Source organism: Streptomyces cinerochromogenes, assembly GCF_014648635.1.
Taxonomy (GTDB): Bacteria; Actinomycetota; Actinomycetes; order Streptomycetales; family Streptomycetaceae; genus Streptomyces; species Streptomyces cinerochromogenes.
The window spans coordinates 235,947-258,401 of the sequence record NZ_BMRM01000014.1 but is presented as its reverse complement, the minus strand read 5'-3'; the positions used below and the strand labels follow the sequence as shown (position 1 = coordinate 258,401).

Sequence of the window (22,455 nt, the reverse complement as noted above, 5' to 3'; positions counted from 1 at the left end):
CATGACGAAGACGGCCGAGCGACCCCCGGCACGGGCCGCCGCCCACCCGGTCCCGGAGCCGCCGCCATGCGCGGGGGACCGCAGGCGCCGCCGCCTGGTCGACCAGGCCCGGGCCTACGGCTTCCTCCTGGGCGGCCTCCTCTGCTTCGCCCTGTTCTCCTGGTACCCGGCGATCCGCGCGGTCGTCATCGCCTTCCAGACGTACACCCCGGGCTCCCCGCCCGAGTGGGCCGGCACCGCCAACTTCACCCGGGTCCTGCACGATCCCGAGTTCGCCGCGGCCTGGCGCAACACCCTCATGTTCACCCTGCTGGCCCTCCTCATCGGCTTCGCGATCCCCTTCGTCCTCGCCCTCGTCCTCAACGAGCTGCGGCACGCCAAAGCCTTCTTCCGCGTCGTGGTCTACCTGCCGGTGATGATCCCGCCGGTGGTCAGCGCCCTGCTGTGGAAGTGGTTCTACGACCCCGGAGCCGGCCTCGCCAACGAGGCGCTGCGCTTCCTGCACCTGCCCACCTCCCACTGGTCCAACGGCACCGACACCGCCCTGGTCTCCCTGGTCGTCGTCGCCACCTGGGCCAACATGGGCGGCACCGTCCTCATCTACCTGGCCGCGCTCCAGTCCATCCCCGGCGAGCTGTACGAGGCCGCCGAACTGGACGGCGCGAACCTCCTCCAGCGGGTCCGGCACGTCACGGTCCCGCAGACGCGGTTCGTGATCCTGATGCTGATGCTCCTCCAGATCATCGCGACCATGCAGGTGTTCACCGAACCGTTCGTCATCACCGGCGGCGGCCCGGAGAACGCCACCGTCACCGTCCTCTACCTCATCTACAAGTACGCCTTCCTCTACAACGACTTCGGCGGCGCCTGCGCCCTCAGCGTGATGCTCCTGCTGCTGCTCGGCGCCTTCTCCGCCGTCTACCTGCGGCTCACCCGCAGTGAGGAGGACACCGCGTGAGCACCCGTACCCTGGTCTCCCCGGCCGCCCTCGCCCGCCCGCGCGGAAAGGCCGTCTACTGGACGGTGTTCACGGCCGTCCTCGTCCTCTTCGCGCTCGCCTTCCTCTTCCCCGTGTACTGGATGGTGACCGGCGCGCTGAAGTCCCCGGACGAGGTGGCCCGCACCCCGCCGACGCTCGTACCCGAGCACTGGCACCCCGGCGGTTACACCGACGCCTGGGACCTGATGCAGCTCCCGCAGCACCTGGGGAACACGCTCGTCCAGGCCGCCGGTGCCTGGGCCTTCCAGCTGGTGTTCTGCACGGCCGCCGCCTACTCCCTCTCCAAACTGAAGCCGGCCTTCGGCAAGGTGGTCCTCGGCGGCATCCTCGCCACCCTCATGGTGCCGGCGCAGGCCCTGGTCGTCCCCAAGTACCTGACCGTCGCCGACCTGCCGCTGATCCACACCAGCCTGCTCAACGACCCCCTCGCCGTCTGGCTCCCGGCCGTCGCCAACGCCTTCAACCTCTACCTGCTCAAACGGTTCTTCGACCAGCTGCCGCGCGAGGTGCTGGAGGCCGCCGAGATCGACGGCGCCGGCCGGCTCCGGACCCTGTGGTCCGTCGTCCTGCCCATGTCCCGGCCGGTGCTCGGAGTGGTGTCGATCTTCGCGCTGGTCGCCGTCTGGCAGGACTTCCTGTGGCCGCTGATGGTCTTCTCCGACACCGCGAAGCAGCCGATCAGCGTGGCCCTGGTCCAGTTGTCGCAGAACATCCAGCTCACCGTGCTCATCGCCGCGATGGTGATCGCCAGCATCCCGATGGTGGCGCTGTTCCTCGTCTTCCAGCGGCACATCATCGCCGGGATCAGCGCGGGCAGCACCAAGGGCTGACCCCGCGCGCCCCTCGAAAGAGCCGCCCCCTCCACAGAAAGGCAAGCTCAGTGGGACAGCCCAGCCATGCCCGCACAGACGCCGACTGGTGGCGCTCGGCCGTCATCTACCAGGTGTACGTCCGCAGCTTCGCGGACGGCGACGGCGACGGCACCGGCGACCTCGCGGGCGTCCGCGCCCGGCTGCCGTACCTCGCCGGACTCGGCGTGGACGCCCTGTGGTTCACACCGTGGTACGTGTCCCCGCTGAAGGACGGCGGCTACGACGTCGCCGACTACCGGGCCATCGACCCGGCCTTCGGCACCCTCGCCGAGGCGGAGAAACTCATCGACGAGGCCGCCCAGCTCGGCATCCGCACCCTCGTCGACATCGTGCCCAACCACGTCTCCGACCAGCACCCCTGGTTCCGGGCCGCGCTGGCCGCCGGTCCCGGCAGCCCCGAGCGCGAGCTGTTCCACTTCCGCCGGGGACGCGGCCCGCACGGCGAACTCCCGCCGAACGACTGGCCGTCCCAGTTCGCCGGCTCCGCCGAACCGGTGTGGACCCGTCTGCCCGACGGCGACTGGTACCTGCACCTGTTCACCCCCGAGCAGCCCGACCTCAACTGGGCCCACCCCGCCGTCCGCCAGGAGCACGAGGACATCCTCCGCTTCTGGCTGGAGCGGGGCGTCGCCGGCGTCCGCATCGACTCGGCGGCCCTGCTCGCCAAGGACCCGGACCTCCCCGACCTCGCCACGCACCCGGAGCAGCACCCCTTCCTCGACCGCGACGAACTCCACGACATCTACCGCTCCTGGCGCCGGGTGGCCGACGAGTACGGCGGCGTCTTCGTCGGCGAGGTCTGGCTCCCCGACCCCGAACGCTTCGCCCGCTACCTGCGCCCCGACGAACTCCACACCGCCTTCAACTTCTCCTTCCTGTCCTGCCCCTGGGACGCGGGCCGGCTGCGCGCCTCCATCGACACCACCCTCGCCGAGCACGCCCCCGTCGGCGCTCCCGCCACCTGGGTGCTGTGCAACCACGACGTCACCCGCACGGTCACCCGGTACGGCCGTGAGGACACCGCCTTCGACTTCGCCACCAAGGCCTTCGGCACCCCGACGGACCTCGCGCTCGGCACCCGGCGCGCCCGGGCCGCCGCCCTGCTGTCGCTCGCGCTGCCCGGCTCGGTCTACCTCTACCAGGGGGAGGAGCTGGGCCTGCCGGAGGCCGACATCCCGGCCGACCGGGCCCAGGACCCCATGTACTTCCGCTCGCGGGGTGCCGCCCCCGGCCGCGACGGCTGCCGGGTGCCGCTGCCCTGGGCCGCCGGCGAGCCGCACGCGGGCTTCGGCTCGCGGGAGGAGCCGTGGCTGCCGCAGCCGGCCGGCTGGGCGTCGTACGCCGTGGACCGGCAGCAGCGCGATCCCGGCTCCATGCTCTCCCTCTACCGCACGGCCATCGCCCTGCGCCCGCAGTTCGGTGACGGCCCGCTGACCTGGCTGCCCGCCCCCGACGGCGTGCTCGCCTTCTCCCGCGCGGACGGCGTGCTGTGCGTGGTCAACCTCGCCGGCACACCCGCCGGCCTCCCCGCGCACACCCGGCTCCTGCTCAGCAGCGGCCCGCTGGACAGCGAGGGCCGGCTGCCACGGGACACGGCGGCCTGGCTGCGCGCCTGAGCCGCGCCCGTACGCACCTCGCGCTGTCCCACGCACCCCCACCACGAAGGGATCAGCACATGCACACCAGCACCGCCAGGCATGTCAGGCGCATGCCGGCCATCGGCGCGGTCGTCGCCCTCGCCGCCGGCATGCTCGTCACCCTCGCCCCGGCCGCCCACGCGGCGGCGGGCGCCACCCTGCCCTTCACCTCGGTGGAGGCCGAGTCGGCAGCCGGCAACGGCACGAGGATCGGCCCCGACTACACGCAGGGCAGCCTCGCCTCGGAGGCCTCCGGCCGGCAGGCCGTCCGGCTCTCGGCCGGGCAGCGCGTGGAGTTCACCGTGCCCCGCGCCGCCAACGCGCTGAACCTCGCCTACAGCGTCCCGGACGGCCAGTCCGGCGCGCTGAACGTGTACGTCAACGGCACCCGGCTCGCCAGGACCCTGCCGGTGACCGCCAAGTACTCCTACATCGACACCGGCTGGATCACCGGCGCCAAGACGCACCACTTCTTCGACAACACGCGGCTGCTGCTCGGGCAGAACGTCCAGGCCGGCGACAAGGTGGCCGTCGAGGCGACCGGAGTCCAGGTCACCGTGGACGTCGCCGACTTCGAGCAGGCCGCCCCGGCCGCGACCCAGCCCGCCGGTTCGGTGTCCGTCGTCACCAAGGGCGCCGACCCCAGCGGCACCGGCGACTCCACCCAGGCCTTCCGGGACGCCATCGCCGCCGCCCAGGGCGGCACCGTGTGGATCCCGCCGGGGGACTACCGCGTCACGTCCTCCCTCAACGGCGTGCAGAACGTCACCCTCCAGGGCGCCGGCGGCTGGTACTCGGTCGTGCACACCTCCCGCTTCATCGACCAGTCCGGCTCGGCGGGCAACGTCCACATCAAGGACTTCGCGGTCGTCGGCGAGGTCACCGAACGCGTCGACTCCAGCCCCGACAACTTCGTCAACGGCTCCCTGGGCCCGAACTCGTCGGTCTCCGGCATGTGGATCCAGCACCTGAAGGTCGGACTGTGGCTGACGGGCAACAACGACAACCTGGTGGTGGAGAACAACCGCATCCTCGACACCACCGCCGACGGCCTCAACCTCAACGGCACCGCGAAGGGCGTCCGCGTCCGCAACAACTTCCTGCGCAACCAGGGCGACGACTCCCTCGCCATGTGGTCGCTGTACGCCCCGGACACCGACTCCAGCTTCGAGAACAACACCATCACGCAGCCCAACCTCGCCAACGGCATCGCGATCTACGGCGGCACCGACATCGCCGTACGCAACAACCTGGTCTCCGACACCAACGCCCTCGGCAGCGGCATCGCCATCTCCAACCAGAAGTTCCTCGACCCGTTCCACCCCCTCGCCGGCACCATCACGGTCGACGGCAACACGCTGGTGCGCACCGGCGCGATGAACCCCAACTGGAACCACCCCATGGGCGCGTTGCGCGTCGACTCCTACGACAGCGCCATCAACGCGACCGTCGACATCACCAACACCACGATCACCGACAGCCCCTACAGCGCCTTCGAGTTCGTCTCCGGCGGCGGGCACGGCTACCCGGTGCGGAACGTCAACGTCACCGGCGCGACCGTGCGGAACACCGGTACGGTCGTGGTCCAGGCCGAGGCGCAGGGCGCGGCGGCCTTCAGGAACGTCACCGCGACCCAGGTCGGCGCGGCCGGCGTCTACAACTGCCCGTTCCCCGCGAACTCCGGCTCCTTCACCCTCACCGACGGCGGCGGCAACTCCGGCTGGTCCAGCACCTGGTCGGACTGCTCGACCTGGCCGCGGCCCGGGCAGGGCAACCCCGAGCCCGACCCGAACCGCAACCTCGCCCAGGGCCGCCCGGCCACCGCGACCGGTTCCCAGGACGTCTACACGCCGGGCAAGGCCGTCGACGGGGACGCGAACTCCTACTGGGAGTCCGCCAACAACGCCTTCCCGCAGTCCCTCACGGTCGACCTCGGCTCCTCCTACGCCGTGCGCCGCCTGGTGCTGAAGCTGCCGCCGTCCGCCGCCTGGGGCGCCCGTACCCAGACCGTCACGGTGCTCGGCAGCACCGACGGCTCCGGCTACGCGACCGTCGTCGGCGCCCAGGGCTACCGCTTCGACCCGGCCACCGGCAACACCGCGACGGTGTCCCTGCCCAGCGGCACGAACCTGCGCTACCTGCGCCTGAGCGTCAGCGCCAACACGGGCTGGCCGGCCGGGCAGTTCAGTGAGGTGGAGGCGTACCTGACCTCCTGACCGCCGCCTCCCGCCGCCGCGTCACCGGGTCAGGGGAACCCGGTGACGCGGCACCACGCGTACCGCCGAGTTTCACATCGGCGCCACCAGACCCTTCCCTGACGTTTGCTGCTCTTGGAACACTCGCTCCGCGCAGATTCCGTCATCTGACGGCATCCGCTACGTCAGGACGAGAGGACCCTCACCCATGCCCGAAGTCAACCGGCGGCGCTTCCTCCAACTCGCCGGCGCCACCACGGCGTTCACCGCGCTGGCAGGCAGCATCCAGCGCGCGGCCGCCCTGCCCGCCCACTACCGCACCGGATCGGTGGACGATGTCGAGCACATCGTCGTCCTGATGCAGGAGAACCGTTCCTTCGATCACTACTTCGGCTCGCTCCGAGGAGTCCGCGGCTTCGGCGACCCCCGTCCGGTCACCCAGAACGGCAGGTCCGTCTGGAAGCAGTCCGACGGCACCAAGGACATCCTGCCGTTCCACCCCGACGCCGACGACCTGGGCCTGGCCTTCATCCAGGACCTCCCGCACGGCTGGAACGACGGCCACACCGCGTTCAACGGCGGTAAGTACGACAAGTGGGTGCCGGCGAAGTCCGCGACGACGATGGCCTACCTGACGCGCGACGACATCCCCTTCCACTACGCCCTCGCGGACGCCTTCACCATCTGCGACGCCTACCACTGCTCGCTCATCGGCTCCACCGACCCCAACCGCTACTACATGTGGACGGGGTACACCGGCAACGACGGCACCGGCGGCGGCCCGGTCCTCGGCAACGACGAGAAGGGCTACGGCTGGACGACGTACCCCGAGCGCCTGGAGCAGGCCGGGGTCTCCTGGAAGATCTACCAGGACGTCGGCGACGGCCTCGACGCGAACGGCTCCTGGGGCTGGATCAACGACGCCTACCGCGGCAACTACGGCGACAACTCGCTCCTCTACTTCAACCGGTACCGCAGCGCCAAGCCCGGCGACCCGCTGTACGACAAGGCCCGCACCGGCACCGACGCCCGCAAGGGCGAGGGCTTCTTCGACCGGCTGAGGGCGGACGTCCAGGCGGACCGGCTGCCCCAGGTCTCCTGGATCGTCGCCCCCGAGGCCTTCACCGAGCACCCCAACTGGCCGGCCAACTACGGAGCCTGGTACATCTCCCAGGTCCTGGACGCGCTGACCTCCGACCCCGACGTGTGGGCGAAGACCGCGCTGTTCATCACCTACGACGAGAACGACGGCTTCTTCGACCACGTCATCCCGCCCTACCCGCCGGCCTCCGCCGCCCAGGGCAGGTCGACGGTCGACCCGGCGCCGGACCTGTTCAAGGGCGACGCCGGCCATGTCGCCGGCCCCTACGGCCTCGGCCAGCGGGTGCCGATGCTGGTCGTCTCCCCGTGGAGCAAGGGCGGCTACGTCTGCTCCGAGACCCTCGACCACACCTCGATCATCCGGTTCATCGAGCGACGTTTCGGTGTCCGCGAGCCGAACATCTCGCCCTGGCGGCGCGCCATATGCGGCGACCTGACCAGCGCCTTCGACTTCTCCCGCAAGGACACCGCGCCGGCCCTGCTGCCGTCCACGGCCGGATACCGGCCCAAGGACCACGACCGCCACCCGGACTACGTGCCCAAGCCGCCCGCCAACCCCTCCCTGCCCCGGCAGGAGCCCGGCAGCCGGCCCGCCCGCCCGCTGAGGTACGCCCCGGTCGTGGACGGCTCGGCGGACACCGCGGCCGGCAAGTTCACGCTCACGTTCGCCTCGGGGGCGAACGCGGGCGCGGCCTTCCTCGTCACCTCCGACAGCCGTACCGACGGCCCCTGGACCTACACCACCGAGGCCGGCAAAACGCTCTCGGACACCTGGAACTCGGTCTACTCCGGCGGGAACTACGACCTCTCCGTGCACGGCCCCAACGGCTTCCTGCGCGTCTTCAAGGGCCGCAACAAGGTCGCCGGCCCCGAGGTCACCGCCCGGCCCGCGGGCGACGACATCGAGCTCACCTTCACCAACAAGGGCTCCGGCACGGTGAGGCTGAAGCTGGCCGACGGCTACGGCGCCGCTCCGGTCACGGTGACCGTGCGGCCCGGCGCGACCGTGAAGCAGACCGTGAGCCTCACGGCGAGCAAGCGCTGGTACGACCTGACCGTCACCTCCGACGCCGACCCGGCCTTCCTGCGCGGCTTCGCCGGGCACGTGGAGAACGGGCAGCCGGGCGTCAGCGATCCGGCGATCGTCACGGGGTGAACGGGCGATGAACACCGCTCCGTGCGGACTGGTCAGGTACCGGTCATATCAGGGTAGTGTGCCCCGGTGACCACGCAATCGAACACTCCTGCAGGCTGGTACCCGGATCCGCACGGGGCGGCCCAGACGCTGCGCTACTGGGACGGCGCGCAGTGGACCGAGCACACCAACCCCGCCCAGCAGCCCGCCGGGCAGGTTCCGCCGCAGCATGCCTTCCCGCAGCAGCAGGCCGGCGACGCCAAGGTGCAGCGCCAGGTGCAGAAGCAGGCCGGCGTCACGGCCGGCGGGCCCGGCGGCGGGACCCTCTTCACCGAGCCCGTCCTGGTCGTGAACCAGAAGGCCAAGCTCATCGAGCTGACCAACGAGTACAAGGTCATGGACCAGAACGGCCGGGAGATCGGCTCGGTCACCCAGGTCGGGCAGGGCATCCTGCGCAAGATCCTGCGCTTCGTCTCCAGCCTGGACCAGTTCCTCACCCACAAGCTGGAGATCCGCGACGCCTACGGCCAGCCGCAGCTGCTGCTGACCCGGCCCGCGAAGATCTTCAAGTCCCGGGTGATCGTGACCCGCCCGGACGGCTCGCCGGTCGGCGAGATCGTCCAGAAGAACATGATCGGCAAGATCAACTTCGCGATGACGGCGAACGGCCAGCAGGTCGGCGCGATCAAGGCGGAGAACTGGCGGGCCTGGAACTTCGCGATCGTCGACCACGCGGACAACGAGGTCGCCCGGGTCACCAAGACCTGGGAAGGCCTCGCCAAGACGCTCTTCACGACCGCGGACAACTACGTCCTGCAGATCCACTACCAGCTGCCCGAGCCGCTGCTGAGCCTCGTGGTGGCCACGGCGCTGACCGTGGACACCGCCCTCAAGCAGGACGCCCGCGGCTGGGGCTGACCGGCCCGGCGGTACGGCGACGGCGGCCGGTGCCCGCGGACGACGTCCGCGCACCGGCCGCCGCCGTACGCGGTCACCGGGCGGCCCGGGTCACAGCGCCGTGAGATGTCCGGGCTGGTCCGGCTGCCGCGGCAGCAGCACCGGTTCCGCGGTCGCGGTGCCCGGCTCCAGCGCCAGCACGGCCGCCACCGGATGCTCCTCGTCCGCGTCCCGTCCGCCGGCCCGTGGTGCTGCCCGGGTGAGCAGCACCACGCCCCAGGCGGCCAGCCCCGCGCCGGCCAGGGCCAGCAGCACCCCGCCCGCGCCGCCCTGCAGATCCTGGCCCAGCAGGGTGAGGCCGATCACCGCGGCGGCCACCGGGTTGGCGAGCGTGACCACGGCCAGCGGCGCGCCGAGACCGCCGCGGTAGGCCGTCTGGGACAGCAGCATCCCGCCGACCGCGAACGCTGCGACGAGCACCGCCACCACGATCACCTCGGCGCTCAGCGCCGGACCCGAGCGGTCCGTGGCCGCCACGGTCACCGTCTGGGTGAGCGCGGAGGCCACCCCCGAGGCGAAACCGGACGCGGTCGCGTGCCTCAGGCCCGGCCGGGCGCCGGGCCAGGACAGCAGGCCGATCGCGGCCGCGGTCGACCCCGCGACCACCAGGGCCTCGGTCAGCGACAGCACCCGCGCGGGCGCCGGACCGGAGGCGCTGACCAGGAGCGCGGCGAGACCGAGCAGGGTCAGCGCCGTCCCGCGCCACTCCACCGCGCTGACCCGCCGCCCGGCCGCCCGCGCGCCCAGCGGCACGGCCGCGACCAGGGTGAGCGCGCCCAGCGGCTGCACGACGGTCAGCGGGCCGTACTTCAGGGCGACGACGTGCAGCAGCGCGGCGGCGGCGTTCAGCCCCACCGCCGACCACCAGGCGCCGGTGCCCAGCAGCCGCAGCAGACCGGTGCCGGCGCTGCGCGAGGCAAGGCGTTCCTGGGCGACGGCGGCGAGTGCGTAGGCGACGGCCGACACCAGCGACAGGCCGAGGGCGGCCAGGGCGGCGGCGCTCATCGGCCCGCTCCCGCCAGGACGGGCTCGCGGGCGACGGGCCGGCCGGTGCCGTGGCCCGCCGTGGCGGCGGTGTGCCGCGGCGGAGGGATGACCGCGAGGGCGACGCCGAGCATGGCCGTGGCGGCGATCGCGTCGAGCCAGTAGTGGTTCGCCGTGCCCACGATCACCAGCAGGGTGATCAGGGGGTGCAGCAGCCACAGCCCGCGCCACCGGGACCGGGTGGCCGCGATCAGGCCGATCGCCACCATCAGCGCCCAGCCGAAGTGCAGCGAGGGCATCGCCGCGAACTGGTTGGACAGGTGGTCGCTGGACGGCGGGCCGTACACGGACGGGCCGTAGACCTGGGCGGTGTCCACCAGGCCGGTCCCCGTCAGCATGCGCGGCGGGGCCAGCGGGAAGGTGAACGGCAGCACCAGGGCGGCCGTGGTGACGGCCGCGAGGACCCGGCGGGCCCAGACGTAGTGCGCGGGCCGTCGCAGGTACAGCCAGACCAGGAAGGCGAGCGTGGCCGGGAAGTGGACGGTCGCGTAGTAGGTGTTCGCGAGGTGGACGAGGGTGTCGCCGTGCAGCAGTGCGGACTGCACGGCGGTCTCCCCAGGGAGGTCCACGGCCCGCTCCAGGTGCCAGACCCGGCGGGCGTTGCGGAAGGCGTCCGCGGTGTGGCCGGTGGCCAGCTGGCGGCCGAGTTTGTAGACCAGGAAGAGCCCGGCGACCAGCAGGAACTCACGTATCAGGGGCGGGCGTACCGGGGTGCCCGGTTCCGCCTTCGCCCCCGCAGGCTCGGTTCGGGCATTCATCCCCCGGCCCCTTCGCTGACGGTGGTGCGTGGTGCGTGCGCGTCCCGGCTCGGTGCCGGAACTCATCGATACGTTGCCGTACCGATACGCCAGTGTACCGATACGGTCGAGTACCGGTACACTGGCGTATCGATTGATCTGAGACACACTGGAACCAGCACGCATCACGAGTGAGGGGAAGCACCACATGACGTCGCAGGCCGCGGAGGGACCGGAGACGGTCGTCGCCTCGCGCCGCTCCAAGATCACGCCGGAGCGTGAGCGGGAGTTCTTCGACGCCGTGCTGGAACAGATCCGCGAGTGCGGGTACGACTCCGTCACCATGGAGGGCGTCGCCGCCAGCACCCGGTGCAGCAAGTCCACGCTCTACCGGCAGTGGAAGACCAAGCCGCAGTTCGTCGCGGCCGCGCTGCGCGCCAACCGCCGGGTGCGGTTCGCCGGCATCGACACCGGATCGCTCGCCGAGGACCTGCGCCAGGCCGCGCGGGCCGCGGGCGACTGGTCCGGCAAGGACACCCGGCTGCTGCAGGCGCTCGGGCACGCGGTGACGTCCGACCAGGAGCTGGCCAAGGCGCTGCGCGAGGCGCTGGTGCACCCGGAGATCGCCGCGCTGGAGGAGATGCTCGCCCGCGGGGTGGCCCGTGGCGAGGTCCGGGCGGGACACCCCGCGCTGGAGTACATCCCGGCCATGATGTTCGGCGTCCTGCGCGTGCGGCCGGTGCTCAACGGCCAGTACGCCGACGCCGACTACCTGGTCCGGTTCGTGGAGTCCGCCGTGCTGCCCGCACTCGGACTGAGATGAGACCCAGGCCGCCGTCCACGGGATGACTGGACGGTGACCTGCCCGCGCCGCACCGTGGGGACGGGGGCGGCGCGCACCCCCCGGCCGGGTGGGGTTCCTCTTGAGCGGAGGGGAATCCCACCCGGCCGATCCGTGTCCCCGGCGTCCCTCAGACGTCCTGGCCGTTCCCGCCGCCGGACGAGACCCTGATCCCCTTCACGACCTGGTCGAGGACCGACAGCTTCTGCCCGACGTCGATGCCGAAGCGGACGACCACCATCTGCCCGGCCCGGTTCGGGGAGGGGAAGGCGACCGACTCGACATAGCCGTCGGCGCCCTTGCTGGTGACCGCCTTCCAGCGCACCAGGTAGCCCTTCTGTCCGGCCACCGTCACCGCCTCGGAGGCCAGCACCTCGTGCGAGGTGATGCTGCCGTAGGTGGTGCCGCCGTACGACTGCTTCGCGTTGGCCGCGATGTCCGCCTTCGCGACCTCCTCGGCCGTGTCGCCCTTGGTGCCCAGCTCCGTCGCCGGCGCCGTGTAGGCGCCGCCCGGGGTGCACGTCTGGGACGGGTCGCCCGGGCACGTGTAGGTGTCGTCGGACGTCATCCCCGCGCCGAAGTCGATGGCCTGCCCCGTCCATCCCTGCGGCACCGGCACGCTGATCCCGTTGACCGCGTCCGTCACCGAGCCGCCGCCCCTGACCTTCGGCGCCTCGGACTGCCCGGGTGACGGCGAGGCTCCACCGGACCCGCCGGAACCACTCGACCCGCCGGAGCCCCCGGAACCTCCCGGGCCCCCGGACCCGCCGGACCCCCCGGGCCCGTCGAACGGTCCGCCCCGGCCGCCGTCCTGCCCGCCGCCCGGCCCCTGCGACGAGCCCGCGCGGTCGTCGCCGCCGTGGTCGTCGGCGAGGGCGTGGACGCCGACCCCGATGCACACCAGGACCGCGGCCGTCACCGCGACGGCTATGCCCGTGCGCACCCCCCGGCGCTGCGGAGCGGGCGGCGCGCCGGGGTACCCCGGCGCGCCCGGCTGCCCCGGATACGCCGGGTACGCGCCGAACCCCGCCGGAGCCGAGGGCGCCGGCCCGGCCGGGGGACCCCACGCGGCGGCCGTGCCGGCGGGGCGGGTCTGGTCCGTCCAGGCCTTGCCGTCCCACCAGCGCTCGGTGGGCGGACCGTCGTTCGTCTGCCCGGGGTCGGGATACCACCCGGGGGGAGTCACCTGCGTCATGCCCCCACCGTATGAGGTGACGGTGAAAGAGGGATGAGAGGATCCCGTTGACCCTCCCTCCGCTGGTCGTGCGGGCGTGCGCGTCGCCTGCCCGCACCCCGTTTCACCCGGGCGGGCAACAGCTGCCGCGACCGGCCACCGAAGGCCCCGCCCGACGGCTACGCTCAGGACCCGTACGTCATTCGGGCGACCTGGGGAGGTAACGGGATGACGGAGGGACGGCCGCCGACGGTCGGCTCGGCTCCCCTGTGGGAGCGGGACGCCGAGATCGCCACCGTCGCGCAGGCACTCGACGTGCTCTGCGCGGACCAGTCGTCCGGGGGCAGTCTGCTGGTCCTCCGCGGCGAGGCCGGACTCGGCAAGACCGCACTGCTCGCCGAGACCCGCCGCATCGCCGAACGCCGCGGCTGCACCGTCTGGTCCGCCCGCGGCGCCGAGACGCTGAAGTCGGTCCCGTTCCACGTCGTACGGCAACTCCTCCAGCCCGCGCTGCTGTCCCTGCTCCCGGAGGAGGCCCGCGAGTACCTCGGCGACTGGTACGACATCGCCGGCCCCGCCCTCGGCATAGCGGACCCGCAAGGGGACAAGGCCGACCCGCAGTACGTCTGCGACGGGCTCGTCGCCGCGGTGCGCCGGCTCTCCCGCCGCCAGTGGCCGCTGGTGCTCCTCCTGGACGACGCGCACTGGGCGGACCAGGAGACCCTGCGCTGGCTCGCCGCGTTCGCCGAACGGCTCGACGACCTCTCCGTCCTCGTCGTGGTCGCCCGCCGCCCCGGCGAGGCCGGCGGCGAGAGCGCCCGCCTGCTCGACGCGGTCGCCGCCGCAGCGGGCCGCCCGTCCACACCCTCAGCGCCCTCACCCCGGACGCCACCGCCGGACTCACCCGCGCCACCCTCGGCCGGCACGCCGACGACCCGTTCTGCCGCGAGGTCTGGGCCGTCACCGGCGGCAACCCCTACGACACCGTCGAACTCCTCGCCAAGGTGCAGGACACCGAACTCCAGCCGGTCGAGGCGCGGGCCGGAGAACTGCGCGCGCTCAACCGCGCGGCCCGCGGCGGCGGACTGGTCGACCGGCTCAAGGGCCTCGGCCTGGAGGCCACCCGGTTCGCCTGGGCCGCCGCCATCCTCGGCACCGGCATCACCGTCGACATGGTCGCCCGCCTCGCCACCATGAACGACGACCTCGCCCGCAGCTGCGCCGACCTGCTGTGCACCGCCCGCATCCTCACCGAACCCGAACCGGTCCCCGGCACCGAACGGGCCGCGGGCGAGCTGGAGTTCGTCCACCCGCTCATCGCCACCGCCGTCTACAACTCCATCCCGCCCGGCGTGTGCACCGCCATGCACGGCGTCGCCGCACAGATCATCACCGAGCTGGGCCGGGGCGCCGCCGAGGCCGCCCGGCACCTGCTGAAGGTGCACCCGGACGACGACGAGGAACTGGTCGAGCAGCTGCGCGACGCCGCCCGCGAGCACCTCGCCGTCGGCGCGCCCGACGCGGCCCGCCGCTGCCTGGAACGCGCCCTCCAGGAACCGCCCCGCCCGGAGGTGCACGCGCACGTCCTGTACGAACTGGGCTGCGCCACCCTCCTGACCAACCCCGCGGTCACCACCGAGCACCTGCAGAGCGCCCTCGCCATGCCCGGTCTCGACGGCGACGAGCGGGTCGACGCCGTCGTCCGCCTCTCCCAGGCCCTGCTCCACAACGACCAGCTGGAGGAGGCCGTCCGCACGGTCGAGGCCGAGGCCGCCCGGCACGAGGCGGGCCCCGTCCGGATGCGGCTCCAGGCCTTCCAGTTCATGTGGGAGGGCATCCACGGCGAGACCGTCTCCCCGGCCCGCTCCCGGCGCCTCGCCGAACTGGCGGACACCTGCACCGGCCGCGACAACGCCGAACGCGCCCTGCTGATCCTGCGCGGCTTCGACGCGATGACCCACGGCGAGAGCGCCGACGAAGTCCTCCAACTGTGCGACCGCGCCCTCGTCAACGGCCGCCTCGCGCCCGGCCTCGGCTGGACCGACCCCGAGTGGGGCATGGAACTGCTGATGATGCTCGGCAGCGCGTACGCCTACGCCGACCGGCTCGACCGCGCCGAGAGCCTGTTCGCCGAGGCCCGGCGCGTCTACACCGCGGCCGGCTGGCGCGGCGGCCACCTCTCCCTGGCCAACGCCTTCCTGGGGCTCGCCTACCGCCGGCAGGGCCGGCTGCGCGACGCCGAGTCCACCCTGCGCGAGGCCCTCGTCCTCGCCGAACGCGTCGGCCGCCGCCTGCCGCTGTACTGGTCGGCCACCTGCGGACTGGTCGACACCCTGCTGGCCCGGGGCCGGGTCGAGGAGGCCTGGGCGGTCGCCGAACAGTACGGATTCGCACCGCCGTACCCGTCCACCATCGTGCTGCCCGACATCCGCTCCGTGCGCGGCCGGCTGCTGCTCGCCGTCGGCCGCACCGAGGAGGGCATCAACGAACTGGAGGCCGCCGAGAAGACCGCCACCTCCCGCGGCGGCCACAACCCGGTCCTCGCACCCTGGTCCATCGACCTCGCCAAGGCGCTCGCCGGCCAGGACCCGGAGCGGGCGGCCCAGCTCGTGGCCGACGCCCGCCGGCAGGCCGAGCGGTTCGGCACGGACACCGCGATCGGCGAGGCCCTGCGCTGCGCCGCCGCGCTGGAGACGGGCCGGCGGGCGGTGCAGCTCGCCGCCCGCGCCGTCACCTACCTGGAGGCCTCGCCCTGCCAGTACGAGCACGCGGCGGCCCGTGTCGAGTACGGCATCGCCGCCCGCTCGGTCGCGGAACTCGGCCGGGGGATGGACCTCGCCAAGGCCTGCGGCGCGGAGGAACTGGTGGCCCGGGCGCGGGAGGTGCTGGAGACGGGGCGCGGCCTGCACTGAGCCGCGGCCCCCGTTCCGCGGGCGGCGTCACATGCCCAGCAGCTGCTCCGTCACCGCCGCCAGCCGAGCGCGCACCCGGGGGTCGTACGCCGCCTCGTGCGCTCGCGCCGGCCGCGTCCCGTCGAAGTAGCCGCCGCTGCCCGTCTCCCGGGTGGCCAGCGCCAGTACGCCGGGCGCCCCGTCGGCGACGGAGGTCCGCGGGGTGATCCCGCCCTCGCGGACCATCGCCGTGTCCATGTAGGTGGCGGGGTGCAGCACGTTCACCGACACACCGCTGCCCGCCTCCTCCTCGGCCAGGGTGAACGTGTACGCGGCGAGCGCGAACTTGCTGCGGCAGTAGGCCGAGATCCCGCTGTAGCCGCGGGTGAGCTGGGGGTCGGTGAAGTCGACGGGCTCCTGGCCGGCCGAGCCGACGTTGACGATCCGGGCCGGCGGACGCGAGCGCAGCACCGGCAGCAGGGCGCGGGTCAGCACCACGGGCGCGAGGTAGTTCACGGCGAGCCGCAGCTCGTGCCCGTCGGCGCTGAGTTCGCGCCCGGAGCCGGGGGCACCGGCGCCCACGCCCGCGTTGTTGACCAGCACGTCGAGGTCCGGATGGGCCTCGGCGACCCGCGCCCCCAGCTCGCGCACCTCCGCCAGCCGGGCCAGGTCGGCGACGAAGCCCTCGGCCGCGCCCTCCGTGCGCAACTCCTCGACCAGCCGCTCGGTGCGGGCCCGGTCGCGGCCGTGCGCCAGGACGAGGTGCCCGGAGCGGACCAGTTCGAAGGCGACGTACCGGCCGAGCCCGGAGGTGGCCCCGGTGATCAGAACAGTGGACATGCCGCCAGCCTAGGCACGCCCGGACGCCCCGCGCCTGCTGCCGCCGAGACTACGACCAGCAGGGTCACCCTCGGCCCGGCTCCTGTTCGGCGAGCACCCGCCGGGCCGTCGCGAACGCCGCGTCGGCGGCCGGTACCCCGCAGTACACGGCGGTCTGCAGCAGCACCGCGCCGATCTCCTCGGGCGTCAGCCCGTTGCGCAGGGCCGCGCGGACGTGCGTCGCCAGCTCCTCGTGGTGTCCGTGCGCGACCAGCGCCGTCAGCGTGATCATGCTGCGCTCGCGGCGGGACAGTGTCGGGTCGGTCCAGATCTCCCCCCAGGCGTAGCGGGAGACGAAGTCCTGGAAGCGCGCGGTGAACGGGGTCTGCCGGGCCTGCGCCCGGTCCACGTGGGCATCGCCGAGCACCTCCCGGCGCACCGCCGTTCCGCTCGCCACCGGTCCGTCCAGCTGGGTGCGCAGCGCGGTCAGCACGGCCCGCGGGCACTGCGCCGGCGCCAGGTGGGAGGCCCCGCGCAGCTCCACCAGCGTCGCCGCCGGCACCGCGTCGGCGATCTCCCGCAGATGCGCGGGCGGGGTCGCGGGATCCTGCCGGCCCGCCACCAGGAGCGTCGGTACGGTGATGTCGCCGAGCCGGTCGCGCAGGTCGAACGCGGCGAGCGCGTCGCAGCAGGCGGCGTACGCCCCCGGGTCCGCCTCCCGGTGGTCCCGGATCAGGCGGGGCACGCTGAACCCGGGCGTGAACCAGCGCGCGTCGGCGCTCTCCGCCAGCCCGGCCAGCCCCTCGCGTCGCACCCGCTCCGCCCGCTCCCGCCAGGGCGCCTCGCCGCCGAAGTGGGCGGAGGAGCACAGCACGGCCAGCGAGGACACCCGCTCGGGGTGGTGGACGGCCAGGTGCAGGCCGACGGCGCCGCCCAGGGACACGCCCGCGTACGCGAACCTGTCGAGGCCGAGCGCGTCGGCCAGCTCCAGCACCAGCGCGGCCAGGTCGCCGACGGTCGCGCCCGGCCCGATCAGGTCCGCCGCCGAACCGCCGTGCCCGGGCAGGTCCCAGCGGATCACCCGGTGGGCCGCGGACAGCTCGGGCGCCACCTGGTCCCACAGGGCGAGGGAGGTGCCGAGCGAGGGACCGAGCAGCAGCGGGGGAGCGGAGGCCGGGCCTTCTTCCCGGTGGTTGAGGAGTTCCGTGGTCACAGTCGCTCCAGGGCGCGGTCGGTGAGGGTTCCGGCGAAGCCGGTGTAGCGGGCGGGGTCGCCGAGGTCGTCCAGATCGACGTCCCCCAACTCCGGCTGCTCACCGAGGAGGTCCCGCAGGGAGCGTTCCTCCTGGTGGGCGCGGCGGGCCAGTTCGGTCAGCAGCTCCTTGGCGCGGGCGCGGCCGAGGACGGGCACGAGGGCGGCGGACAGCCGTTCGGAGACGATCAGTCCCCGGGTCAGGCCGAGGTTCCGGCGCATCGCGGCCGGATGCACGCGCAGCCCCTCGGCCAGCCCGGCCGCCTGCGAGGCCGCGCCGCCGACCAGCCGGAGCAGGTCGCGCAGCGGCTCCCACTCGGCGTGCCAGGCGCCGGCCGGCCGCTCGTCCTCGGCGACGAGCGAGCCGTACAGCGTGGCCGCGAGCTGGGGGGCGCGCCGGGCGGCGGCCACGACGAGCGTGGAGCGCACCGGGTTCGCCTTGTGCGGCATGGCCGACGAGCCGCCGCCGCTGTCCTCGCTCACCTCGCCGGTCTCGGTGCGCGACAGGGTCAGCACGTCCACGGCGAGCTTGCCGAGCGCTCCCGCCGTGAACGCCAGGCAGCCCGCCAGGTCCGCGACCGGGGTGCGCAGCGTGTGCCAGGGCAACGCCGGCGGGGCGAGGCCGAGTTCACGGGCGTACGCACGCGTCAGACGGGCCGGGTCCGCGGCGCCGAACTCCTGGAAGGCGGCCAGGGTTCCGGCGGCGCCGCCGAGCTGCACGGGGAGCGCGTCGCGGACCCGGGTGACCCGGTCGCGGGCGTCCAGGACCAGCGAGCGCCAGCCGGCCGCCTTCAGCCCGAACGTCGTCGGTACGGCGTGCTGGGTGAGCGTCCGCCCGGGCATCGCCGTGTCGCGGTGTGCGGCGGCGAGGCCGGCCAGCGCCCGCTCGGTCCGTCCGAGATCGTCGAGGACCGGGCCCAGGGCGCGGCCGGCGACCAGCATCGTCGCCGTGTCCATGATGTCCTGGCTGGTGGCGCCCCGGTGGACGTAGGGGCCGTACTCCTCGCCGACCGCCGCGGTCAGATCGGCGACCAGGGGGATGACCGGGTTGCCGCCGGCCGGGGTGCGGGCCGCCAGGGAGCGGATGCCGAACCGGGCCGGGTCGGCCGCCTCGGCCACCGCCGCCGCGGCCCCGGCCGGGGCGAGCCCCAGCGTGGCCTGCGCCCGGGTCAGCGCGGCCTCGGCGTCGAGCAGGGCCCGCAGGTACGCGTGGTCACCGGTCTCGGACGCGGCCTCGGACAGCGCCCATTCGGGACCGAGCAGGCCGGTGTCGGCGTAGGGAGGGGACACAGATGTCACTGGAACTCCAGGAAGACCGTCTCGCCTTCACCCTGAAGGCGGATGTCGAAACGGTAGGTGCGGTCCGTCTCCTCGCCCGCGATCAGCGTGCGGCGCCGCTCGCCCACCTGGGTGAGCAGCGGGTCGGCGGCCAGCGCGGCCTCGTCGCCCGGGAGGTAGATCCGGGTGAACAGGTGCACGAGCAGGCCGCGCGCGAAGACGCAGACAGCGAGGTACGGCGCGTTGCGGCCGCGGGCGCCGGGCCGCAGGGTGCGTACGTACCAGTGGCCGTCCGCGTCGGTCTGGACCCGGCCCCAGCCGGTGAACTCCACGCCGTTGCGGCCCAGATGTCCGCCACCGGCCGGGTCCCGCCGCATCGAGCCGTCGACCCGGGGCACCGAGCCGTCGGGGCGCGGGCCCCACAGTTCGATCAGCGCGTCGGGCAGCGGGTCGCCCGCGCCGTCGAGGACGCAGCCGTGCACGGTGATCGTGTCGGGGTGGCCGAGCGGCGCGATGTCCTCGCCGCCGCGGAACGGCAGCGCGTAGCCGTAGAACGGGCCGACCGTGTGGGAGGGGGTGGGCGGCACCCGGTCCGGGCTGCTCGCGTCGGTGATCGTCATGGCGGTCAGCGTCCTTCTTCCGTCCAGGTGGCGGCCGGGCCGTCCAGCACGATGTCCCAGTGGTAGCCGAGGGAGAACTCCGGTACCGACAGACTGTGGTCGTAGGCGGCGACCAGCCGCTGCCGGGCCGCGTCGTCCGTCACCGACTGCAGGATCGGGTCGTACGGGAAGAGCGGGTCGTTCGGGAAGTACATCTGCGTCACCAGCCGCTGGGTGAAGGCCGTGCCGAACACCGAGAAGTGGATGTGGGCCGGGCGCCAGGCGTTGACGTGGTTGCGCCATGGGTAGGGGCCCGGCTGGACGGTGGTGAAGTGGTAGCGGCCCTCGGCGTCGGTGAGGGTGCGGCCGACGCCGGTGAAGTTGGGGTCCAGCGGGGCGTCGTGCTGTTCGCGCCGGTGGGCGTAGCGGCCGGCCGAGTTGGCCTGCCAGATCTCGACCAGCTGGCCGCGCACCGGGCGCCCGTGCCGGTCCAGCAGCCGCCCGGAGACGGTGATCCGTTCGCCGACCGGCTCCCCGGTGTGCTGCCGGGTCAGGTCGTTGTCGACCGCGGCGATGTCCCGGTCCCCGAAGGCGGGGGAGTGCAGTTCCACCAGCTCCGGGTCCTTGCTGGTGTCGATCGCCACGAGGGGCTGCTTCGGGTGGCGCAGCACGGAGGAGCGGTAGGGCGCGTAGTCGCGGCGCGGGTGGTGCTCGACGGGGGAGCCGTCGGCGACACGCTTGTCGTAGGCGGCGTGCGCGGCGGCGATCTCCTGGTCGATGTCCTGCTGGGTGAGAGCCATGGGGGTACCTGATGCTTCCTTGGCGTTCGAGGGCGGCTTCTTCAGCGAGGGCGGTTTCTTCGGCGGGGGCGGCCTTGTCGGCGGGGCGGCGTCTTCGGCGAGGGAGGAGTCGTGCGGCGAGGGGCGACCCCTCAGCGTTCGAGGGCGAGGGCGAGGGCGAGGGCGAGGCCCTGGCCCACGCGGATGCGGCGGGCGGTCACACCGGTGCCGGAGCCGTGGCGGGCGAGCCGGTGGGCGACGGTCCCGGCGAGCCGGGCACCGGAGGCGCCGAGGGGATGTCCCAGGGCGATCGCCCCGCCCCGCGGGTGGAGGACCGCCGGGTCGGACTCGGGCCACTCGGCGAGGCAGCCGAGGACCTGGGCGGCGAAGGTCTCGTTCAGCTCCGGCACCGACAGGTCGCCGAACGGCCTTCCGGCCTTGCCGAGCGCCCGGCCGACGGCCTCGACGGGCACCGGTCCGAACCAGTGCGGGCCGGTCGCGCAGACACCGGCCGCGCCGATCGGGCGTGGGCGGCCAGGTCGTCGGGACGGACGGCGGACAGGGCGCCGTTGCGGCGGCCGACCGGGGCGCGGACGGCGTCCACCATGTCCACGGGGCGGATGGTGAAAGCGCGGCTCACAGCAGATTCTCCGCAACGGTCAGTTCCGCGTCGGTCCGGGCGACGACCTCGTCCACGCCGACTCCCGGCGCGGTCTCGATCAGGGTGAGCCCCTCCTCGGTGACGTCCAGCACGGCCAGATCGGTGATGACCCGGTTCACACACGCCCTGCCCGTGAGCGGCAGCGTGCACTCCTTGAGGATCTTCGCCGAGCCGTCCTTCGCGGTGTGTGTCATCACCACGATCACCTGCCGGGCGCCGTGCACCAGGTCCATCGCGCCCCCGATGCCGGTGACCAGCTTCCCCAGCACCGCCCAGTTGGCCAGGTCACCGCCGGCCGACACCTGCATCGCGCCGAGCACGGCCACGTCGATGTGCCCGCCCCGGATCATCGCGAACGACAGGGCCGAGTCGAAGAAGGACGCCCCCGGCAGCACCGTCACGGTCTCCTTGCCCGCGTTGATCAGATCCGGGTCCACCTGGTCCTCGGCGGGGTACGGTCCGGTGCCGAGGATCCCGTTCTCCGACTCCAGCACCACCTCGACACCCTCGGGAAGGTGGTTCGGGATCAGCGTCGGCAGACCGATGCCCAGGTTGACGTACTGCCCGTCCCGCAGCTCCAGCGCCGCGCGGGCGGCCATCTCCTCGCGGGTCCAGGCCATCAGCCGCTCACCGCCCCTCGTGCCGGAGGCGCCGAGACCGTGCGCCGCTCGATCCGCTTGTCCGCCGCCTGCTCCGGGGTGAGCGCCACGACCCGCTGCACGAAGACGCCCGGCAGGTGCACCGCGTCCGGATCGATCGCGCCGGGCTCGACCAGCTCCTCCACCTCGGCGATCGTGACCCGGCCGGCCATCGCGGCCGGCGGGTTGAAGTTCCGGGCGGACCGGTGGAAGACCAGGTTGCCGTACCGGTCGCCCTTCGCCGCGCGCACCAGCGCGAAGTCCGTCCGGATGCCCCGCTCCAGGACGTACTCCACGCCGTCGAACTCCCGCACCTCCTTCGCCGGCGAGGCCAGCGCGACCCCGCCGGAGCCGTCGTGGCGCCACGGCAGCCCGCCCTCCGCGACCTGGGTGCCGACCCCGGCCGGGGTGTAGAAGGCCGGGATGCCGGCACCGCCCGCACGCAGCCGCTCGGCCAGCGTGCCCTGCGGGATCAGCTCCACCTCCAGCTCGCCGGCCAGGTACTGGCGGGCGAACTCCTGGTTGGCGCCGATGTAGGAGCCCGTCACCCGGGCGATCCGCCCCGCGGCCAGCAGTACCGCGAGCCCGGAATCCATCGCCCCGCAGTTGTTCGACACCACTTCCAGCCCGCCGACACCGCGCTCGTACAGTGCCTGGATCAGCACGTTCGGCACACCGCTGAGCCCGAACCCGCCGACGGCGAGCGACGCGCCGTCGGGCACATCGGCCACCGCCTCCACGGCCGTGGCGACCACCTTGTCCATCCCGGAAAACCCCATCTCCTTCATCAGTGCGCTGATAGTCAGCGCACTGAGCATCACAGCGAGGTGGCGCTCACGCTGCCAC

At 73.3% G+C, this 22,455-nt stretch carries 17 protein-coding genes and 2 pseudogenes; 8 read left to right on the top strand and 11 right to left on the bottom strand.

From position 1 onward, the window contains the following. Position 1: 1 nt before the first annotated feature. The 6 genes from IEZ20_RS26595 to IEZ20_RS26570 all read left to right on the top strand — a co-directional run bounded on the left by IEZ20_RS26595 (position 2) and on the right by IEZ20_RS26570 (position 8,858). Positions 2-958: a carbohydrate ABC transporter permease gene (locus IEZ20_RS26595; protein WP_189303175.1), complete on the top strand. Its 957-nt coding sequence runs from the start codon at positions 2-4 to the stop codon at positions 956-958. After that, positions 955-1,830: a carbohydrate ABC transporter permease gene (locus IEZ20_RS26590; RefSeq protein ID WP_189303162.1), complete on the top strand. Its 876-nt coding sequence runs from the start codon at positions 955-957 to the stop codon at positions 1,828-1,830. The genes IEZ20_RS26595 and IEZ20_RS26590 overlap by 4 nt, the downstream gene beginning before the upstream one ends. Positions 1,831-1,880: 50 nt before the next feature. Further along, entirely contained in the window at positions 1,881-3,488 is a 1,608-nt protein-coding gene (locus IEZ20_RS26585; protein ID WP_189303160.1) for a glycoside hydrolase family 13 protein, read from the top strand. 59 nt (positions 3,489-3,547) lie between these two features. After that, the gene (locus IEZ20_RS26580) at positions 3,548-5,725 is read left to right on the top strand and encodes a discoidin domain-containing protein (RefSeq protein WP_189303158.1); all 2,178 of its coding nucleotides are present in this window, start codon (positions 3,548-3,550) and stop codon (positions 5,723-5,725) included. A gap of 187 nt (positions 5,726-5,912) precedes the next feature. Then, the gene (locus tag IEZ20_RS26575) at positions 5,913-7,961 is read left to right on the top strand and encodes a phosphocholine-specific phospholipase C (RefSeq protein ID WP_189303156.1); all 2,049 of its coding nucleotides are present in this window, start codon (positions 5,913-5,915) and stop codon (positions 7,959-7,961) included. Between the two features lie 66 nt (positions 7,962-8,027). Then, positions 8,028-8,858 carry an LURP-one-related family protein gene (locus tag IEZ20_RS26570; protein ID WP_189303154.1) on the top strand — a complete coding sequence of 277 codons (831 nt, stop codon included), beginning with the start codon at positions 8,028-8,030 and terminating at the stop codon, positions 8,856-8,858. 90 nt (positions 8,859-8,948) lie between these two features. Here the strand turns inward: IEZ20_RS26570 and IEZ20_RS26565 are convergent, their stop codons facing one another. Both IEZ20_RS26565 and IEZ20_RS26560 read right to left on the bottom strand, forming a co-directional pair. Next, on the bottom strand, positions 8,949-9,902 hold the full coding sequence (locus tag IEZ20_RS26565) for a DMT family protein (protein WP_189303152.1): 954 nt from the start codon (positions 9,900-9,902) through the stop codon (positions 8,949-8,951). Further along, positions 9,899-10,699, bottom strand: a complete 801-nt coding sequence (locus IEZ20_RS26560; protein WP_189303150.1) for a phosphatase PAP2 family protein — start codon at positions 10,697-10,699, stop codon at positions 9,899-9,901. Before IEZ20_RS26560 ends, IEZ20_RS26565 begins: the two co-directional genes overlap by 4 nt. 187 nt (positions 10,700-10,886) lie before the next feature. Here IEZ20_RS26560 and IEZ20_RS26555 point away from each other — a divergent pair, with 187 nt between their 5' ends. Continuing rightward, positions 10,887-11,501 (top strand): TetR/AcrR family transcriptional regulator, encoded by a 615-nt coding sequence (locus IEZ20_RS26555; protein WP_189303148.1) that lies wholly within the window; start codon positions 10,887-10,889, stop codon positions 11,499-11,501. Positions 11,502-11,649: 148 nt separating this feature from the next. Here the strand turns inward: IEZ20_RS26555 and IEZ20_RS26550 are convergent, their stop codons facing one another. Further along, a complete protein-coding gene (locus IEZ20_RS26550) occupies positions 11,650-12,714 on the bottom strand; it encodes a DUF2510 domain-containing protein (protein WP_189303146.1) in 1,065 nt (354 codons plus the stop codon). A 207-nt stretch (positions 12,715-12,921) separates the two neighbouring features. Here IEZ20_RS26550 and IEZ20_RS26545 point away from each other — a divergent pair. Beyond that, a pseudogene (locus tag IEZ20_RS26545) lies at positions 12,922-15,605 on the top strand (ATP-binding protein). A 27-nt stretch (positions 15,606-15,632) separates the two neighbouring features. Here the strand turns inward: IEZ20_RS26545 and IEZ20_RS26540 are convergent. The 8 genes and pseudogenes from IEZ20_RS26540 to IEZ20_RS26505 all read right to left on the bottom strand — a co-directional run bounded on the left by IEZ20_RS26540 (position 15,633) and on the right by IEZ20_RS26505 (position 22,373). Continuing rightward, positions 15,633-16,424: an SDR family NAD(P)-dependent oxidoreductase gene (locus IEZ20_RS26540; protein ID WP_189303145.1), complete on the bottom strand. Its 792-nt coding sequence runs from the start codon at positions 16,422-16,424 to the stop codon at positions 15,633-15,635. A gap of 64 nt (positions 16,425-16,488) precedes the next feature. Next, the gene (gene pcaDC / locus IEZ20_RS26535; RefSeq protein ID WP_189303142.1) at positions 16,489-17,616 is read right to left on the bottom strand and encodes a bifunctional 3-oxoadipate enol-lactonase/4-carboxymuconolactone decarboxylase PcaDC; all 1,128 of its coding nucleotides are present in this window, start codon (positions 17,614-17,616) and stop codon (positions 16,489-16,491) included. Next, positions 17,613-18,953 (bottom strand): 3-carboxy-cis,cis-muconate cycloisomerase, encoded by a 1,341-nt coding sequence (gene pcaB, locus IEZ20_RS26530; RefSeq protein WP_189303140.1) that lies wholly within the window; start codon positions 18,951-18,953, stop codon positions 17,613-17,615. Before pcaB ends, pcaDC begins: the two co-directional genes overlap by 4 nt. Then, positions 18,950-19,552 carry a protocatechuate 3,4-dioxygenase subunit alpha gene (gene pcaG / locus IEZ20_RS26525; protein WP_189303138.1) on the bottom strand — a complete coding sequence of 201 codons (603 nt, stop codon included), beginning with the start codon at positions 19,550-19,552 and terminating at the stop codon, positions 18,950-18,952. Before pcaG ends, pcaB begins: the two co-directional genes overlap by 4 nt. 5 nt (positions 19,553-19,557) lie before the next feature. After that, positions 19,558-20,331 carry a protocatechuate 3,4-dioxygenase subunit beta gene (gene pcaH / locus IEZ20_RS26520; protein WP_189303135.1) on the bottom strand — a complete coding sequence of 258 codons (774 nt, stop codon included), beginning with the start codon at positions 20,329-20,331 and terminating at the stop codon, positions 19,558-19,560. 131 nt (positions 20,332-20,462) lie between these two features. Then, positions 20,463-20,831 (bottom strand): annotated as a pseudogene (locus IEZ20_RS26515) (3-oxoadipyl-CoA thiolase); the annotation flags it as partial. 115 nt (positions 20,832-20,946) lie between these two features. Further along, positions 20,947-21,591: a CoA transferase subunit B gene (locus tag IEZ20_RS26510; protein ID WP_189303131.1), complete on the bottom strand. Its 645-nt coding sequence runs from the start codon at positions 21,589-21,591 to the stop codon at positions 20,947-20,949. Continuing rightward, a complete protein-coding gene (locus IEZ20_RS26505) occupies positions 21,591-22,373 on the bottom strand; it encodes a CoA transferase subunit A (RefSeq protein ID WP_189303235.1) in 783 nt (260 codons plus the stop codon). The genes IEZ20_RS26510 and IEZ20_RS26505 overlap by 1 nt, the downstream gene beginning before the upstream one ends. Positions 22,374-22,455: the final 82 nt, after the last annotated feature.

Excerpts from the sequence above, each read along its gene's own strand:
- IEZ20_RS26580 (WP_189303158.1), top strand. The coding sequence starts at position 3,548 with ATGCACACCAGCACCGCCAGGCATGTCAGGCGCATGCCGGCCATCGGC.
- IEZ20_RS26505 (WP_189303235.1), bottom strand. The coding sequence starts at position 22,373 with ATGGACAAGGTGGTCGCCACGGCCGTGGAGGCGGTGGCCGATGTGCCC.
- IEZ20_RS26540 (WP_189303145.1), bottom strand. The coding sequence starts at position 16,424 with ATGTCCACTGTTCTGATCACCGGGGCCACCTCCGGGCTCGGCCGGTAC.
- IEZ20_RS26510 (WP_189303131.1), bottom strand. The coding sequence starts at position 21,591 with ATGGCCTGGACCCGCGAGGAGATGGCCGCCCGCGCGGCGCTGGAGCTG.
- pcaG (WP_189303138.1), bottom strand. The coding sequence starts at position 19,552 with ATGACGATCACCGACGCGAGCAGCCCGGACCGGGTGCCGCCCACCCCC.
- pcaH (WP_189303135.1), bottom strand. The coding sequence starts at position 20,331 with ATGGCTCTCACCCAGCAGGACATCGACCAGGAGATCGCCGCCGCGCAC.
- IEZ20_RS26560 (WP_189303150.1), bottom strand. The coding sequence starts at position 10,699 with ATGAATGCCCGAACCGAGCCTGCGGGGGCGAAGGCGGAACCGGGCACC.
- IEZ20_RS26555 (WP_189303148.1), top strand. The coding sequence starts at position 10,887 with ATGACGTCGCAGGCCGCGGAGGGACCGGAGACGGTCGTCGCCTCGCGC.
- IEZ20_RS26595 (WP_189303175.1), top strand. The coding sequence starts at position 2 with ATGACGAAGACGGCCGAGCGACCCCCGGCACGGGCCGCCGCCCACCCG.
- IEZ20_RS26575 (WP_189303156.1), top strand. The coding sequence starts at position 5,913 with ATGCCCGAAGTCAACCGGCGGCGCTTCCTCCAACTCGCCGGCGCCACC.
- IEZ20_RS26550 (WP_189303146.1), bottom strand. The coding sequence starts at position 12,714 with ATGACGCAGGTGACTCCCCCCGGGTGGTATCCCGACCCCGGGCAGACG.
- IEZ20_RS26565 (WP_189303152.1), bottom strand. The coding sequence starts at position 9,902 with ATGAGCGCCGCCGCCCTGGCCGCCCTCGGCCTGTCGCTGGTGTCGGCC.